This window comes from Citrobacter sp. RHB25-C09 (genome assembly GCF_013836145.1).
Taxonomy (GTDB): Bacteria; Pseudomonadota; Gammaproteobacteria; order Enterobacterales; family Enterobacteriaceae; genus Citrobacter_A.
The window spans coordinates 3480666-3496573 of sequence record NZ_CP057483.1; the positions used below are offsets into that span (position 1 = coordinate 3480666).

The following is a 15908-nucleotide window of genomic DNA, read 5'->3' on the forward strand; positions in this document are numbered from 1 at the left end:
CGTCTGCGCGCGGGAATGCCGCGACAACGCGGGCAAATGTACCACATTTGCTCTTCGTTACGTATACCCGAGACTCTGAGAACATTATCTCATCGTTGGTTACGGTTTGAATTATGGACGGAGGTCGCGCTTTAGCCCAGCAGCCACAGAAACAAGGCGCCAAACATTGCGGTCACAATCAGCAGGGTGACGACGGCGCTATAGAGCAGTCGCCCCCCCATTAAGGAGTGTAGCGCGATACCCGCCATCACCGCGACGGGCATCAGTGCCAGAAAGAAGGGCCAGGTATAGATAAAGAAAAACAGCGTGTTAGCGCCATACATCAAAAAAGGGATCCCTAACGCCAGTAGCCACGATACGAACCCCACCACGGCGCCCTGAAAAGACCAGGTGGTGTCGTCGGTGGCGAATGTCTCTGACGTTATGACAGTGATGTCGTGGCTATTACGCATATCTAATCCTGTAACCTTGACGAACCGGGCGGGTTAACCCGGTGATGTCTTAGGATCTGATAATATCGTTCTGTCTGAGCAGGTCTAATAATTGCGCAACCAAATTTGTTACTAATTGTTCGCCATTCAGATGCACCTCAGCGGCTTCAGGCGCTTCGTACACCGAATCAATGCCGGTAAAATTGCGCAACTCTCCGGCACGCGCCTTTTGATACAACCCTTTCGGGTCGCGCGCCTCACAGGTGGCGAGCGGGGTATCGACGAACACTTCGATAAAGCGCCCGTGACCTATCCTATCCCGTACCATCTGTCGCTCCGCACGATGCGGAGATATAAACGCTGTCAATACCACCAGCCCGGCTTCGACCATCAGGTTTGCGACTTCACCTACCCGACGGATGTTCTCTTTGCGATCGGCATCGCTAAAGCCGAGATCGCTGCACAGGCCGTGACGCACGTTGTCGCCATCAAGCAAATAGGTGCTCACGCCAAGCTCATGCAGCGCCTCTTCCAGCGCCCCAGCTACCGTTGATTTACCCGAGCCCGAAAGCCCGGTAAACCACAGCACAACACCGCGATGTCCGTGGCGTTGCTCGCGCTGTTGCGGTGTGACGGGATGGGCATGCCAGACGACATTTTCGTCATGCTGCGCCATTAGTTGCCTCCCAGCAGATCGCGCGCGCCCCAGTGTGGGAAGTGTCGACGCACTAACGCATTCAACTCCAGTTCAAACGCACTGAACTGTGATGGAAAAGCCGTTGTCTGCGCTATTGGTTCGCGCACCATCCCCGCGCCCACGGTGACGTTGCTTAGGCGATCGATAAAGATCAGCCCCCCGGTTACCGGGTTATGCTGGTAGGTATCGAGCACCAGCGGCTCGTCAAAGGTCAGATTCACCAGCCCGATACCGTTCAGCGGCAGGTTCTCCGCTTCACGCTGGGTCAAATTGTTGATATCCACCTGATACTGAACGCTATCGATGCGCGCACGGGTCTTTTTCCCGGCGATTTTAATCTCGTAGCTTTGCCCCGGTGCCAAGGACTGTTCCGCCATCCAGACCACATCCACAGCGGCACTCTGTACGGCAGGCAGGCTTTCACTGGCATCCAGCAGCAGGTCACCCCGGCTGATGTCGATCTCATCTTCCAGCACGAGCGTAATCGCTTCCCCGGCAAAAGCCTGTTGCAGATCGCCGTCGAAGGTCACGATACGCGCCACGCTAGATTCCACGCCCGACGGCAACACTTTCACCCGCTGTCCTACCTGCACGCTTCCGGAGGCCAGGGTGCCGGAATAACCACGGAAATCGAGATTCGGACGGTTCACGTACTGCACCGGGAAACGCATCGGCTGGCTATCGACAACGCGCTGGATCTCCACCGTCTCCAGCACTTCCAGCAAGGTTGGGCCGCTATACCACGGCATGCTTTCACTGCGGGAAGCCACGTTGTCCCCTTCGAGCGCCGACAGCGGCACAAAGCGGATATCCAGATTGCCCGGCAACTGTTGGGCGAAATTCAGGTAATCTTCGCGTATGCGGTTAAATGTCTCTTCGCTGTAATCGACGAGATCCATTTTGTTGATCGCCACGACCAGGTGTTTGATCCCAAGCAGTGTGGAAATAAAGCTGTGACGACGGGTCTGATCCAGGACGCCTTTACGGGCGTCGATCAACAGGATCGCCAGCTCGCAGGTTGACGCTCCGGTCGCCATGTTACGGGTGTATTGTTCATGCCCCGGCGTATCGGCGATGATAAATTTGCGCTTCTCGGTGGAGAAATAGCGGTACGCCACGTCGATGGTAATTCCCTGCTCGCGCTCAGCTTGCAGGCCATCGACGAGCAGCGCCAGATCCAGTTTTTCCCCCTGGGTACCGTGGCGTTTACTGTCGTTGTGCAGCGTTGAAAGCTGATCTTCATAGATCTGCCGCGTGTCGTGCAGCAGACGCCCAATCAGCGTGCTTTTACCGTCATCTACGCTACCGCAGGTTAAGAAACGCAGCAGACTCTTATGTTGTTGGGCGACCATCCAGGCTTCGACGCCGCCTTCATTCGCGATTTGTTGTGCAAGTGTGGTGTTCATGGCGGCTCCTTAGAAATACCCCTGACGTTTCTTCAGCTCCATCGAGCCCGCCTGGTCGCGGTCAATCACGCGGCCCTGACGCTCACTGGTGGTCGAAACCAGCATCTCTTCAATAATTTCTGACAGCGTTTGCGCATGCGACTCCACCGCCCCAGTCAATGGCCAGCAGCCCAGCGTGCGGAAACGCACCATCCGCTTTTTGATCATTTCGCCAGGTTGAAGGTCAATGCGATCGTCATCAATCATCATCAGCATACCGTCGCGCTCCAGCACCGGGCGCTCAGCGGCCAGATACAGGGGAACGATCTCGATATTTTCCAGCCAGATGTACTGCCAGATATCCTGCTCCGTCCAGTTAGAAAGCGGGAAGACGCGGATGCTCTCACCTTTGTTAATCTGTCCGTTATAGTTGTGCCACAGCTCCGGACGCTGGTTTTTTGGGTCCCAGCGGTGGAAACGATCGCGGAAGGAGTAAATACGCTCTTTGGCGCGCGATTTCTCTTCATCGCGACGCGCGCCGCCAAATGCGGCATCGAAACCGTATTTATTCAGCGCTTGTTTCAATCCTTCCGTTTTCATGATGTCGGTATGCTTGGCGCTACCGTGGACAAAGGGGTTGATGCCCATCGCCACCCCTTCAGGGTTCTTATGCACCAGCAGCTCGCAGCCATAGGCTTTGGCGGTGCGATCGCGGAACTCGTACATCTCGCGGAACTTCCAGCCGGTATCGACGTGCAGCAACGGGAACGGCAACGTGCCCGGGTAAAATGCCTTACGGGCCAGATGCAGCATGACGCTGGAATCTTTACCGATGGAATAGAGCATCACCGGGTTCGAGAATTCTGCCGCCACCTCGCGAATAATGTGGATGCTTTCCGCTTCCAGCTGTCGCAGGTGGGTGAGTCGTTTTTGGTCCATAACCGTTCCTTTACAATACCGCTAGTGCCGAGCACATCAGATAACCCGACTATAGGGAGCGCAAAGGAACGAATGAAATTACGAATTGGAATGAGTAGTTCCTCAAAGGAATAACGATCCGGGAAAGCAAATATCAAAAAGTGCTTAACCCACCGGATTTCGGGCATTTCAGAGCAAATGAAATTGTTTTAACCTGATCACGGTTTCATACTGAGCGGATAAAATTTTTGCTGGTTATTCAGGGCCGCGCCCTGCTGGTTATTAAAAGGACTCAATATGTTTTCCGCAACGCGCCGTCTTTCTGCTGTACTGGCGCTCGGCGTATGCTCTATTTTTTCTGCACAAGCCTCGTCCACGAAACCTGGCGACATCGCCACCTTTCAGACCCGCCATATTGCGACAGTGTATCCCGGACGGATGACGGGCTCTCCGGCAGAGATGTTATCCGCCGACTATATCCGCCAACAGTTTGAGCAGATGGGTTATCAAAGTAATATCCGCACTTTTAATAGCCGTTATATCTACACGGACAGGGATAACCGCAAAAACTGGCACAACGTAACTGGCAGTACGGTGATAGCCGCGCACGAAGGTAAGGCGCCTCAGCAGATTATCGTCATGGCGCATCTCGATACCTACGCGCCGCAAACCGATGCGGATATTGACGCCAATCTTGGTGGCCTGACGTTGCAAGGCGTGGATGATAATGCCGCCGGGCTGGGCGTGATGCTGGAACTGGCAGAGCGGATGAAAGATATTCCGACCGAATACACCATTCGCTTTATCGCTACCAGCGGCGAAGAGGAAGGAAAACTCGGCGCTGAGAATCTCCTTAAGCGAATGAGCGCGGCGGAAAAGAAAAACACTCTGCTGGTCGTCAATCTCGATAACCTGATTGTCGGCGACAGGCTGTACTTTAATAGCGGAAAAAGCACGCCAGAAGCGGTGCGAAAACTCACTCGTGACCGGGCATTAGCAATTGCCCGCAGACTCGGCATTTCTGCCACGACAAATCCAGGGCTGAATAAAAATTTTCCCAAAGGCACCGGCTGCTGTAACGACTCAGAGGTGTTTGATAAAGCCGGTATTGCGGTGCTTTCTGTAGAGGCGACCAACTGGAATCTGGGTAAAAAAGACGGTTTTCAGCAGCGTGCGAAAAACGCCTCTTTCCCGGCAGGAAACAGCTGGCATGATGTTCGTCTGGATAATCAACAGCATATTGATAAAGCCTTGCCAGGCCGTATAGAGAAACGTAGTCGCGATGTAATGAGAATTATGTTGCCATTATTAAAAGAATTAGCGAAAGCGAATTAATAATAAAGGCCGGATAAACCAATGTTATTTATCCGGCCTCATTGTGTATTTTAATAATAATCCGAACGTAATATTGCATTACGTGGTTATACCCAAAATGAACGCAACCACACTCCTGCAACGTGAGGTATGACGGGTATTAGCAAAAAGAATTATTGAATGCCCATAGATTGTTTCATTTGCACCAGAGCGTCAGAACCCTGCTTGCAACCTGCATCCTGATTCTCTGCCGGTAACTCTGCAAGCTGCTTCTTAGCCTGCTCCAACTGCGGCTTCAATGCTTCCATCTGTTGTTTGGCCTGATCGCTTGTTTTCGAAGCCTGGACAATTAGAGCATCAACATCATCAAAATATTTCTGACAAGTCTCAGTAATTGCTGCAAAAGAAGAACCAGACACCAGAGTCAGTGCAGCAGCGAAGATAATTTTTTTCATCTGTATATTCCCTCAGTTTTAAAAGACGTTACTGCCTCCGGCAATAACGCCACCAAGGGTAAAACAAAGTCGCCTATAAAACAGCTCATCCTTTTTCTTTCGGATTTTTCATTTCAACTTTCGTGACGGCTGCTGAAAAGGGAATAAAAACCCGTTCTCAGAAAGGTTAAGTGCGGCTTATCTCGACTGCGCGGAGACATTTAATACCGGTTAAAAGAGCAACTGCAGCAAACGGTTTATCCCCGCTGGCGCGGGGAACACCTCCCAGCTACTGATCTCGATAACGTCAACGTCGGTTTATCCCCGCTGGCGCGAGGAACACCTGTTCAGCGTACTGGGCGGCCTCGTGGTCGCCGGTTTATCCCCGCTGGCGCGGGGAACACATATGAGATCGCCTTATTTCCAATGGCCACACCGGTTTATCCCCGCTGGCGCGGGGAACACTTTAGCGCGTTGGTAAATGCCTGATCGGGCAGCGGTTTATCCCCGCTGGCGCGGGGAACACATCCAGTTCGGAATCTGTTAGATGTGCGTCAACGGTTTATCCCCGCTGGCGCGGGGAACACTCATTGCTGTCGCGCTGCACGTCCAGCGTGTCCGGTTTATCCCCGCTGGCGCGGGGAACACGCGTTATCAGCGATTGGCGCCAGCAGGTCATACGGTTTATCCCCGCTGGCGCGGGGAACACTTTTTGACCATCGCCAGCGCTGGCTGAAATACCGGTTTATCCCCGCTGGCGCGGGGAACACTAATGGTGAGACGACGTGGGATTATGTGAATACGGTTTATCCCCGCTGGCGCGGGGAACACACAAAACTCCGTTGTCATCATAAACAGTGACGCGGTTTACCCCCGCTGGCGCGGGGAACACGACGGGCCACGCTACAAAGCGATCGGCAACAGCGGTTTATCCCCGCTGGCGCGGGGAACACTCGATGTGTTCTGAGAAAACCCTCCAGTAATGCGGTTTATCCCCGCTGGCGCGGGGAACACTCACGAATATCAACAATTGCGTCGGGTGACGGCGGTTTATCCCCGCTGGCGCGGGGAACACCTTCAGCGATATTGTTATTGAGTTACCAGATCCGGTTTATCCCCGCTGGCGCGGGGAACACATCAACACGTATGACCCTGCTGGCCGTTTTGACGGTTTATCCCCGCTGGCGCGGGGAACACGTTCCATCCATGCTATCACCATTAACGGTGATCGGTTTATCCCCGCTGGCGCGGGGAACACGCGAAAATCCGCTACTGAGGCAACCATGAACGCGGTTTATCCCCGCTGGCGCGGGGAACACTACGAGGCTCACGCTGGGAGACAGGAGAGGGACGGTTTATCCCCGCTGGCGCGGGGAACACGCGGCGCGGCGTAGTCTTGTGCGAACGTTAGCCGGTTTATCCCCGCTGGCGCGGGGAACACGTTCAGTTGTTCGTTCCTACTGCGACCGGATCACGGTTTATCCCCGCTGGCGCGGGGAACACACCTCTGAAATTAATCAGTGCTCTTTATACCGCGGTTTATCCCCGCTGGCGCGGGGAACACCCCGGCAATGCATGATATGAGCCGATAAAAGACGGTTTATCCCCGCTGGCGCGGGGAACACTTTCTCGTTGAGATGGAAGCAATTAATCCAGACGGTTTATCCCCGCTGGCGCGGGGAACACATTGACCTGTCTGCAGCAACAAGCTTCTCTGACGGTTTATCCCCGCTGGCGCGGGGAACACTTCAATGATGCTGTCTGATGTGTCACCATCAACGGTTTATCCCCGCTGGCGCGGGGAACACTTTGATTATCGCGCTCTGCGCCTCTTTCACGGCGGTTTATCCCCGCTGGCGCGGGGAACACCGCATCACCGGAAACCTGAGCACAACCAACTACGGTTTATCCCCGCTGGCGCGGGGAACACACACCGGGACGCCAATAAATTTACCATGAGGCCGGTTTATCCCCGCTGGCGCGGGGAACACTCTGCCATGATGTAGCACGCAGCAGCGACAGCCGGTTTATCCCCGCTGGCGCGGGGAACACATCGGGTTAGACAAAGAGAAAACCCCGCAATACGGTTTATCCCCGCTGGCGCGGGGAACACACTAAGCATATATAACTGAATTATAAATAATTTATTTAGTATCAACAATCTACCAACTATAAAACAACATTCTCACAATGTTAAAGAGCGTGTAATTTATTGATTTTGAATAGGAAGAAAGGAAACTAAACGGAGTCCATCCAAATCTACCGGTATTCGGCGGTTTTCTCCCCACGTCTGAAATTCAAATCCAGACTCCGTATTTGTCGCCCAGGCCATCACGACATTTCCTTCGCCGCCAAGCTGTATGATTTGTTGCCATATCATTTCCCGAATGCGTTTCGAAATGTCGCCGACATAAACCCCAGCCCGGATCTCAAGTAACCAGATAGCGAGTCGACCGCGAAGACGTAGGGGCACATTCTCCGTGACGACAACAACCATACTCATCCGCTACGCCCTCGGTGGCCGCTGTCACCTAGCGTTTCTGGTTCAGGGATCGCCGGAGGCAACATATCTTCAGCCGGTTGAGGTGGTTCTATTTCGCCCGCTGAGAGCACCTCTTCAATCAGCGGTATAATTTTTCCGGTAAGTTTGTTACTGCGAAAGATATCCCGACAGGCTAATCGCACCTCCCGGTCAGGTTCCGCAGGATGGCGGGCCGCTATTTCAAACGCTTTGGGAACCACCGATTCAAACTTAATGATGTCCGCAATATCATAGACAAACGAAAGCGGCTTCCCACTGTGAATAAAACCAATCGCCGGGGCATAGCCCGCCGCTAAAACGGCCGCTTCGGTAATGCCATAAAGACAAGATGTCGCCGCGCTAATGCACTGATTCACAACATCGCCCTTTTCCCAGTCTTTGCGATCATAGCGACGCCCATTCCATTTCACGCCGTATTGTTTAGCCAGCAGAGTATAGGTCTGACGGACGCGGGAACCTTCAATGCCGCGCAGTTGCTCGACTGAACGGCGGGCAGGCGGTGGTTCGCGAAAACGGAGCTCATACATCTTACGCACCACTTTTAGGCGTAAATCGTCATCCAGCGCCAACTTCGCCTGATACAGCAATTTATCCGCCCTCGCACCGCCAGGTTGGCCGGACGCATAGACACGTACCCCCGCCTCTCCAACCCATACCAGCAAGGTACCCACCGTTGAAGCAAGTCTGACTGCTGCATGTGATACTCGCGTCCCCGGTTCCAGCATGATGCAGGCGATTGAGCCGACAGGAATATGGGTGCGTATTCCCGTCTTGTCGATCAACACAAATGCGCCGTCAAGCACATCAATCTGACCATACTGAAGAAAGATCATTGACGTCCGATCCTTCAACGGGATCGGACTTAACGGGACAAATGTCACGCTTCGACTCCGGGTTTTATCAGCATCAAACCGCAACCAAACGCACGGCTTTTGCCGTATCCCTGCATGAGTCGTTGCAGAAATGCCTTCGGATCGAGGATCTCCAGCACACCAGAATAGTCCACGCTACTATACTGAATGACCTGTCGCGACTTGCCGCGTACCACCTGCTGTTGTCGATAGGCTTCGACATTCACCTGTTGCGCAGAAAAACCATTTGTCTCCCCCTGCCTGCTCAACCACTTCTTTGCAACGTTCTGCTGGTGAAGCCAGATATCCGGTCTGTCAGGCTGGTCTTTAATCTGGAACTTCGCGTCCATCAACAGATCGTGGCGTTTTCCTGCTTTGCAAATCGTTGGATTTGCGCGCAGGTTGAAACGCAACAATTGACCCGCATGCAAAGTGGGTGAAAAAGCACGACATTCAATCGTGAATAACTCACTTGCTACAGGCGGATTCGCTGAAAGCACGAAAAAGCGAAATGCGCCCTGTAATTCTTCGCGACGATAGAGAAACTGCCGCTCTTGTTCATCGGGAAATAGTGCCCATAGCCACTGATGCATAACGTATTCGCCGCGTTCCACCATATCGAGCAGATGTGCAGGTGAAAGTTGAGCGGTATGCAGCGTTATTCTGGAGAGATACACGTTTCCTCCTTGAGGGGCAATGGCCCCTGGTTTACGGCACGCTCCGCAAATAACCATTGCTGGCGACTGAGCGGCATATCGCGGCGACGGTGGATCTTGTTTGCCTCCATCCCCTCATGTTCGCCTTCCCACCAGCACGTGGGTTGTAGTTTGGGGAGGTTTATGTGGAGTTTTTTGAGTTTGTCGCGATAGTGACGCCCCGCATTAATTAACACATCCTGTGCACTCCCCTGCATAAGTTCAGGGGCAAGCGGAAGCGCCAACGGATGGCTCTTTCGTCCGAGATACAGTGGAAAAACAGGTTGCTTCAACGCCGCCTGAAGTTGCGCCAGTGAGCATGGAGCGTCGGGCGTTGACGCCACCGCAACCATCCACCATGCACCGCTGTAATAGTCTCGTTTAGAGATCAGCGCACTCAGCAGGTCGGGATGGCTTAACTCTTCCCGACGGCTAAAATAGCGTGCTTTGCGGATCTCTTTCGGCGCCTGAACCGTATGGTAATCACGCGCCCAGCGAGGATACTCGCTGGCACACAGCAAAAATTGATAGTGACGGTTGAAGGTATTTAAGCGGGCATCATCATCACGATGAATACCCAGTGCCGCAGCAAGAAGCCCAAGCAGGGCTGAGCGTGACGGCAACTCATGGGTATGGCGCACTTCGCCCGGAGCATCTACTCCCCAGGACGCCATCGGTCCGTGAAGCTGAAAAACCAGATATTGGCTCATAAGCGCTCCTTACGCGCAGATAAAGTCCAGCACGTCTTTCATGCTTCCTTCTTTATTCATGACATTGAAACTCACAGCGTTAGTCTGCTGATCGTAAACAGCATTCATGTTTTCGCGCAGCTCGCTGATGCGTTGTATCGAAATGGTTAACTGATCCGAGCCGATAATCGGTTTATAGAAGGCGGCCGCCAGAGAACGGGGTTGATCGGTCCCCTTTTCCGCCAGAGCCCAGGAAGCATAAGCACGACTGGCAAAGCTGTTTTGTTTACCGGTCGGAGAGACTTTCAACGCAGCTTCGGTAAAAGCCCGCAGCGTTTGATTAGCCAGCTCGACATTGCCGTTCAAATTTTGAATCAGCAAATCCTGGTCAATGCAGATATAGGTGTAAAACAGTGCGGAACCAAACCCCGCTTCACCGAGGTGTCCGGCGCCAGCATCATCCTGTGAGGCCTGGCGTAAGTCATCTACGGCAGTAAAAAAGTCATCTTCCACGAGGGTTTCGCCTACGCCAAACGCGTGGGCAACCTGACAGGCGGCTTCAATATTAAATTCAGGTTTGTTCGCCAACATGCGGCCAAACATGGCAATGTCCACCGCCATACGATCGCGACGCAGCAACGCTAACTCATCATCCTTTGGCGCGCGTTTCTCTTCTGCCAGCCGGGCAGCCAGCGCTTTTACAGCATCAAATTCTGCCGGGCTGATATGGACAAGCTGTTCAGTTTCAGCATTGCTCAGCGGATCTTTCGCTTTTTTATCGCTCTTCGCTTTTCCCAGATACTCGGCGATTTTCGCTGCCCACTCGATCGCTTGATTTTCTTCAATGCCTTTTTCGATCATGATCTTCGCAGCTTCACGCCCAATACGACCACTGCGAATACCGATATTACCCGCCAGTGCCTGTTCAAAGAGTTCCGATGTTCGCCAGGCGCGTTTGAGACTTTGCGAAGAGACGCGCAGACGCGTAGCACCACCCAGCACCACTGTTTTCGGGGCGCCAGTATCGTCGCGGTTCAAATTAGCGGCCGGATAAGCGGTAAGTAAGTGAAGCTGAATAAAAGTGGTCATTTGATTATCCCTGTTGATCGTTTTTATCAATGTCGCCAGCCTGGTAATATTCCAGCGCCCAGCGGATACGGATGAACTCAGTGGGTCGCTGCACGCGACGCACCGAGTTCAAAAGATCGTTGTTTTCCTGGCACCAACGGAAGACATCTTCCGCCAGCGAAATAAGATTCACTTTTCCATTCAAAAGTTTCACCGCACGCCGAAGCTGACGCAGTAGCTCATCCGGCGTTTTTACCGCCGAGAGCCGGGCAAAGCGCAGTTCGGACATGACGAGGCGATTCCCCTCTTTTTGCCCGAGTTGTTCAGCAAAAGAGTGCCGCTCATCGAGCGATTTAACCTGTGCCATCAGCGCCGCCGTCACGGCCAGCGCGGTGAAACGCCACTCTTGCCCTTTGATCTTCCAGAGGCTTTGTGTCTGCATGAGCAGGTCACGAAACCCTTCTGCAATATAAGCGTCATTGACCGTTTTGCTACGCCGCAGGCTGGCGCGCAGACCGCGCTTTTCCTGCAATTCGTTATGCCACCGACGCAGCGTGGCCTTATGTTCTTCCTTCACAAAACTCATTCAGCAGCCTCCTGCTTTTTTGTTTTGCTGGCTTTAGCATTTTGCTTTCCTGCCAGACTGATGATTAATCTCTTTCGCGCCGCCATGCACCGCTTCAGATCCGTATTCACATAAGGGTTAGTAAAAACATGGTCATCAAAATAGCGACGGGCAAAACGGGCGAGACTTCTGCGGCACTCACTGATTTTTTCATCATGGTCTGCACCACTTTCCAGCTCATAAACCAGTTTCAGAAAGTCGCTCTGCGTGAGATGCCAGAAATCAATATCAACAAAGCTGAAATCACCGCGCGCGCCTTTGGCATCGGAAAACCAGGCTTCTTTAAGTGCGCTTCGCAGAGCGCTGAGGGTATGCGACGCCGTTTGTACGGCCTTTCGGAGGTCAGGAATTAGGTTTTCTGTAAGCAACTGCGGAAGATGATGCTCATACCAGCAACGGACTTTCATATTGTCGAAGTCATAGCCAAACCCCCACAGTCCAACCTTCGTGTCCTCCAGTGAATGTCCGTTGAACACGCTAACGACCTGAGCTGGCGATTCGTCATTATTTTCGGACTGGTTGTTTTGAATAAGCCCCAACCAGTCGCGCCAGACCAGGCCGCCCGGTTGCGGCTTCACTGAAAACCACCCTTCACCGCCTTTTAGAGGCTTGCGATATGGCGTTAAGGGGTGTCTCCAGCCTTCATAATTCACGCCATAGTTTTTCGTGGTCATATAGCGCAACAGTTCATCGCTGGATGATGCGCATATATCGCACGTACCGGTTTCTGTGGTGATGAAATCGAAACGGACACGGCGCGGCATTCCCCAGTACGCCTGCAGTCTGTTGACCTGCAGGTCGGTCGTCACGCCATCTTTCTGTTCACTGGTGCGCGTGGCAGCAAGCCAGGGAAAGACACTGACATCAAAAGTCTCCGGCAAAGGAAGGCCGGAGGCATCCTGCGGCATCACGTTCAGCCACAGCTTGCGCCACAGCGGCGTCTGGCGGTTATTCTTATATTCCTGCAATTCGATGAGCGTGGTCATGGGACCTCCACCACGCAGTCCGGTGCGGTAGCCTTTGCCACCGGCTGGCGCATTAAGCTGCAACGAAAATAACGCCAAGGCCGCGCAGTGTGGACAAATCCGCTCAGTGACACCCTGTTTTATAAAAAGATCTTTGTTGAGTTTCTTCGTTTGTTCTCCCGGGATATCCGGCAGCACAAGGGCAATAGCACTTTTGTCCCCTGGTAATGTCTCAAAGTCCTGCATAAAAGCGGGCGTCTCTGGGCCAAACTGAAAGGCATGCTCTAAGCGCGAAAATGCCGACTGAAGTGCCTTATCGTCCAGACCATCCAGCCAGATATCTTCCCAGCGAGCGCGGTTCTTCGGCGCAAAGCTACTTTGCAGCAAGCCCAATAAGAACTGCCACGCCGCACCGTGTAAATCCGCCCGCGTTGCCGCAATATCCACAACGCGCTCATCCGCCAGGTAAGCTGGCGCCAGCTTACCCAGCGAACCGTCTCTGAAACGAACCGGAAGCCAGGGGCTGGTAATCAGTGAGAAATTCTCCATCAGGTATCTTTAAACCTCCGTTTTTCCGATCAATCCTTCCCTTCCCGAGTAGCCGCAGGTTGCGTCATCCGACACGATAATCACTTTGGCGAACTCTTTATTCTGATGCTGTTCCACGCACCATTGATGAAGCTTGTCACCTTCCAGCAAGTCGAAATCATCCTGATGTTTCTTCCACCATCCTTCCCGTACGCGGAGCATGCTCATTTCCCAGCCATGCTCGCCCGGGGCGTAGGGCACCAGCGCGTCATTAATCTTCCGCGCTAACCAGAGCGTGATGGATTCCTCGGATAAGCGCGTAGAGAGCTTATCGGGTAAAAAATCGCTGCAATCCGGGCTGTAGCCCGAGGCAAAATTGAGGGTGCTCTGTTGGGCAAACGCGCGGTCGCAGTAGAATTTACCCTCCTGCGCCTGCTCTGTTTTTGCGAAGCCGGCAGGCATCTCAACCTCTTCGCCATAAACCGATTCAATAAGCAAACGGGCCGCTTGTGGCATTTGAATTTTCCCCTGGGCGCGAAGAATGCGCTGTGTCAGCCACAGTCGCCCGTGGTCGGGATAGACCCAGGCACTGTTTCGCATTGCTTCTGAAAACCATGTTTCTTGAGGAGCGTCGTCCCATTCAGGCGCAAGAATATGAAGTACGGGTGGCTCACGTTCATCTTTACCGGCTGTTTTCGGAACACCGTCACGATCCCGAATATGGCGCTGTAAGCGCCCCGCCCGTTGAATCAAAAGATCCACAGGTGCCAGATCTGAAATCATTTCATCGACATCGATATCGAGACTTTGCTCGATCACCTGAGTGGCAATAATGACTTTGCCGCCGCGCTGGACACACCCGCTTTTCCCGAATAATTTCAGCGTCTGGTTTTCGATTCGCTGGCGGTCATCGAAGGCAAAACGACTGTGAAACAGCGTTAGATTGTCAGAGGAAACCAGCCCGCCAGACAGCAACTGACGAAAAGAACGCATGGCGTCATCGACAGAGTTGCGAATCCATGCGATGCATTTGCCCTCGCCCACCGCCTTTTCAATTCGTTGAATACAGGCAGATTCATGATGTAGCCAACCGATGTTTACGCTACGCTCGACCTCTTTGCGCGTGTGTACATGTTGAGAAATAAGGGTGTTTCCCGATACATGCGTCACCCAGGGATAATCGCCATACCCTAGTTGCGGCGCTTGTACCTGACGTTTAACCCCACGGGCATAGGCCGATATAAGTCTGTCCCGTTGCTGCTGCGATAATGTCGCTGACAGTAATATTGTGCTATTGCCATCCTGAGCCTGCTTCTCAATGACGCATTCGAGGATTTTCGACATATAGGCGTCGTAGGCATGGATTTCGTCAGCGATTAAGACCTTATTCCTGAGTCCAAGTAAGCGTAAATTATTATGCTTAAAGGGCATGACGGACATCATCGCCTGATCTAACGTCCCCACACCGACATCTGCCAGTAAGGCTTTTTTATTACTGTCCGCGAACCACGCGGCACACCCCTGCGCGAAAGGTTGGTTTTCATCAGGCTCTTCTGAACCGGTTAAATCATCAGACCATATCGAGTGATTAAAACGATCCATTAGCCTACGAGCACTATGCGCTAATACCAGGCTCGGGCGGGAGTCGGGCTGATAAAGCGTTAGCCACGTATTAGCCATCCGCTCATACATCGCATTTGCGGTCGCCATTGTGGGCAGTCCAAAATAAATACCCTGCGCTTTTCCACTCGCCATTAACCGATGCGCGAGGATCAATGCCGCTTCCGTTTTCCCTGCGCCGGTTACATCTTCGAGAAGAAATAGCTGTGCCCTATGCTGATTGACATCCAACTCCAGTGCCTTTTGTTGTAAAGGCGTCGGGTGCAGAATAAAGGGAAATAACGACGTTATTCCTGCAAATTCAGCAACGGCGGGCACGGGAGGAAAAACTGACATGGCATTTTTTGCCTGGCGACTCGTCAGCTGCCAATATTCTTCTATTGGCATTTCGGCGGTCAGACGCGGGAAAAAACGCGTGGAAGATCCCGTCCAGTCAGCAAGAACGACCGCAGCCGAAATGAACCAGGAGAGATGATTAAATAATTCAATGCCCTCGTCATCGTCCCAGCAGGCGGGGACTTCAATCAGAGGGAACAACGGCCTGACCGCCAGAAGAAAATCATGCGCCGCATCTTTATCCTGCTGACGGAAATTATTCAGTTCCTGAAGCGGAACCGGTGGGCGACCATGATGCCCTGTTGCCAGCGGCATCCATAATCCTATCGCTCGCCTAAGTTTACGCGGTGGTAACGCAGACGGTGGAAGCAGTTCCGGAACGTCGTTTAAATAATGATTCCATAACCAGAAACCGAGCGACGCATGGGGAATTTTTTCATATTCACTTAAATAGTCATTAGCGATACTTAAATTATCGTTACGATATAATTGCTGAAATGAATCGGCAAACTTACCAATATCATGCCAACACAAAATCCAGGCGAAAAATTGCGCAGCCTGTTCACTATTATTAAGCCCTAATTTTTGAAGATAGTTATCGATGGAATAAATATCGTTTTTAACCATCCAATAACCGACTGCTGCCACATCAAGGGAATGCCAACAGAGCAAGTGATAATCATCACCGCCATTTTCATCTCCCTGGTTGGTTTTTCCCCAATATTTGTATATCGACACAGATGTATCTCAATCACCAGACAGACTTTCATCTTCCTCTTTCTTAAAGTAAAATTATTGATGAAACTCACA

General features: G+C 52.6%; 14 protein-coding genes and 1 CRISPR repeat array. Of the genes, 1 reads left to right on the forward strand and 13 read right to left on the reverse strand.

Going from position 1 to position 15908, the window contains the following annotated elements; translation table 11 throughout:
- Nucleotides 1-131: 131 nt before the first annotated feature.
- The 4 genes from HVY19_RS16500 to cysD are packed head-to-tail and all read right to left on the reverse strand — an operon-like array spanning nucleotide 132 to nucleotide 3452.
- The gene (locus tag HVY19_RS16500; RefSeq protein ID WP_181681564.1) at nucleotides 132-452 is read right to left on the reverse strand and encodes a DUF3561 family protein; all 321 of its coding nucleotides are present in this window, start codon (nucleotides 450-452) and stop codon (nucleotides 132-134) included.
- 49 nt (nucleotides 453-501) lie between these two features.
- On the reverse strand, nucleotides 502-1107 hold the full coding sequence (gene cysC / locus HVY19_RS16505) for an adenylyl-sulfate kinase (RefSeq protein WP_181681565.1): 606 nt from the start codon (nucleotides 1105-1107) through the stop codon (nucleotides 502-504).
- On the reverse strand, nucleotides 1107-2534 hold the full coding sequence (cysN, locus tag HVY19_RS16510) for a sulfate adenylyltransferase subunit CysN (protein WP_181681566.1): 1428 nt from the start codon (nucleotides 2532-2534) through the stop codon (nucleotides 1107-1109). Before cysN ends, cysC begins: the two co-directional genes overlap by 1 nt.
- Before the next feature lie 9 nt (nucleotides 2535-2543).
- Nucleotides 2544-3452 (reverse strand): sulfate adenylyltransferase subunit CysD, encoded by a 909-nt coding sequence (cysD, locus tag HVY19_RS16515; protein ID WP_181681567.1) that lies wholly within the window; start codon nucleotides 3450-3452, stop codon nucleotides 2544-2546.
- Nucleotides 3453-3728: 276 nt separating this feature from the next.
- On the opposite strand from cysD, the gene HVY19_RS16520 reads away from it, so the two are divergent.
- Nucleotides 3729-4766 carry an aminopeptidase gene (locus HVY19_RS16520; protein WP_181681568.1) on the forward strand — a complete coding sequence of 346 codons (1038 nt, stop codon included), beginning with the start codon at nucleotides 3729-3731 and terminating at the stop codon, nucleotides 4764-4766.
- A gap of 152 nt (nucleotides 4767-4918) precedes the next feature.
- Here the strand turns inward: HVY19_RS16520 and HVY19_RS16525 are convergent, their stop codons facing one another.
- The 9 genes from HVY19_RS16525 to cas3 form a co-directional block, all read right to left on the reverse strand.
- The gene (locus HVY19_RS16525) at nucleotides 4919-5200 is read right to left on the reverse strand and encodes a DUF5339 domain-containing protein (protein WP_181681569.1); all 282 of its coding nucleotides are present in this window, start codon (nucleotides 5198-5200) and stop codon (nucleotides 4919-4921) included.
- Between the two features lie 232 nt (nucleotides 5201-5432).
- Nucleotides 5433-7292: a CRISPR direct-repeat array (repeat unit 29 nt; unit sequence CGGTTTATCCCCGCTGGCGCGGGGAACAC).
- 96 nt (nucleotides 7293-7388) lie between these two features.
- Nucleotides 7389-7682, reverse strand: coding sequence for a type I-E CRISPR-associated endoribonuclease Cas2e (gene cas2e / locus HVY19_RS16530; RefSeq protein ID WP_181681570.1), 294 nt, complete (start codon nucleotides 7680-7682; stop codon nucleotides 7389-7391).
- Nucleotides 7679-8602: a type I-E CRISPR-associated endonuclease Cas1e gene (cas1e, locus tag HVY19_RS16535; protein ID WP_181681571.1), complete on the reverse strand. Its 924-nt coding sequence runs from the start codon at nucleotides 8600-8602 to the stop codon at nucleotides 7679-7681. The genes cas2e and cas1e overlap by 4 nt, the downstream gene beginning before the upstream one ends.
- Nucleotides 8599-9249 carry a type I-E CRISPR-associated protein Cas6/Cse3/CasE gene (gene cas6e / locus HVY19_RS16540; protein WP_181681572.1) on the reverse strand — a complete coding sequence of 217 codons (651 nt, stop codon included), beginning with the start codon at nucleotides 9247-9249 and terminating at the stop codon, nucleotides 8599-8601. The genes cas1e and cas6e overlap by 4 nt, the downstream gene beginning before the upstream one ends.
- Nucleotides 9231-9977 carry a type I-E CRISPR-associated protein Cas5/CasD gene (gene cas5e, locus HVY19_RS16545; protein WP_181681573.1) on the reverse strand — a complete coding sequence of 249 codons (747 nt, stop codon included), beginning with the start codon at nucleotides 9975-9977 and terminating at the stop codon, nucleotides 9231-9233. The genes cas6e and cas5e overlap by 19 nt, the downstream gene beginning before the upstream one ends.
- 9 nt (nucleotides 9978-9986) lie before the next feature.
- Nucleotides 9987-11045 (reverse strand): type I-E CRISPR-associated protein Cas7/Cse4/CasC, encoded by a 1059-nt coding sequence (gene cas7e, locus HVY19_RS16550; RefSeq protein WP_181681574.1) that lies wholly within the window; start codon nucleotides 11043-11045, stop codon nucleotides 9987-9989.
- Between the two features lie 4 nt (nucleotides 11046-11049).
- Nucleotides 11050-11610, reverse strand: coding sequence for a type I-E CRISPR-associated protein Cse2/CasB (gene casB / locus HVY19_RS16555; protein ID WP_181681575.1), 561 nt, complete (start codon nucleotides 11608-11610; stop codon nucleotides 11050-11052).
- Nucleotides 11607-13163, reverse strand: coding sequence for a type I-E CRISPR-associated protein Cse1/CasA (gene casA / locus HVY19_RS16560; RefSeq protein WP_181681576.1), 1557 nt, complete (start codon nucleotides 13161-13163; stop codon nucleotides 11607-11609). The genes casB and casA overlap by 4 nt, the downstream gene beginning before the upstream one ends.
- 9 nt (nucleotides 13164-13172) lie before the next feature.
- Complete coding sequence (cas3, locus tag HVY19_RS16565; RefSeq protein WP_181681577.1) at nucleotides 13173-15836, reverse strand: CRISPR-associated helicase Cas3'; 2664 nt, start codon at nucleotides 15834-15836, stop codon at nucleotides 13173-13175.
- Nucleotides 15837-15908: the final 72 nt, after the last annotated feature.

Bases quoted from the DNA above. Each gene is read 5' to 3' on its own strand.
- HVY19_RS16525 (WP_181681569.1), bottom strand. From the start codon at position 5,200: ATGAAAAAAATTATCTTCGCTGCTGCACTGACTCTGGTGTCTGGTTCT.
- cysD (WP_181681567.1), bottom strand. From the start codon at position 3,452: ATGGACCAAAAACGACTCACCCACCTGCGACAGCTGGAAGCGGAAAGC.
- cas7e (WP_181681574.1), bottom strand. From the start codon at position 11,045: ATGACCACTTTTATTCAGCTTCACTTACTTACCGCTTATCCGGCCGCT.
- cysN (WP_181681566.1), bottom strand. From the start codon at position 2,534: ATGAACACCACACTTGCACAACAAATCGCGAATGAAGGCGGCGTCGAA.
- casA (WP_181681576.1), bottom strand. From the start codon at position 13,163: ATGGAGAATTTCTCACTGATTACCAGCCCCTGGCTTCCGGTTCGTTTC.
- casB (WP_181681575.1), bottom strand. From the start codon at position 11,610: ATGAGTTTTGTGAAGGAAGAACATAAGGCCACGCTGCGTCGGTGGCAT.
- cas2e (WP_181681570.1), bottom strand. From the start codon at position 7,682: ATGAGTATGGTTGTTGTCGTCACGGAGAATGTGCCCCTACGTCTTCGC.
- cysC (WP_181681565.1), bottom strand. From the start codon at position 1,107: ATGGCGCAGCATGACGAAAATGTCGTCTGGCATGCCCATCCCGTCACA.
- HVY19_RS16500 (WP_181681564.1), bottom strand. From the start codon at position 452: ATGCGTAATAGCCACGACATCACTGTCATAACGTCAGAGACATTCGCC.
- cas5e (WP_181681573.1), bottom strand. From the start codon at position 9,977: ATGAGCCAATATCTGGTTTTTCAGCTTCACGGACCGATGGCGTCCTGG.
- HVY19_RS16520 (WP_181681568.1), top strand. From the start codon at position 3,729: ATGTTTTCCGCAACGCGCCGTCTTTCTGCTGTACTGGCGCTCGGCGTA.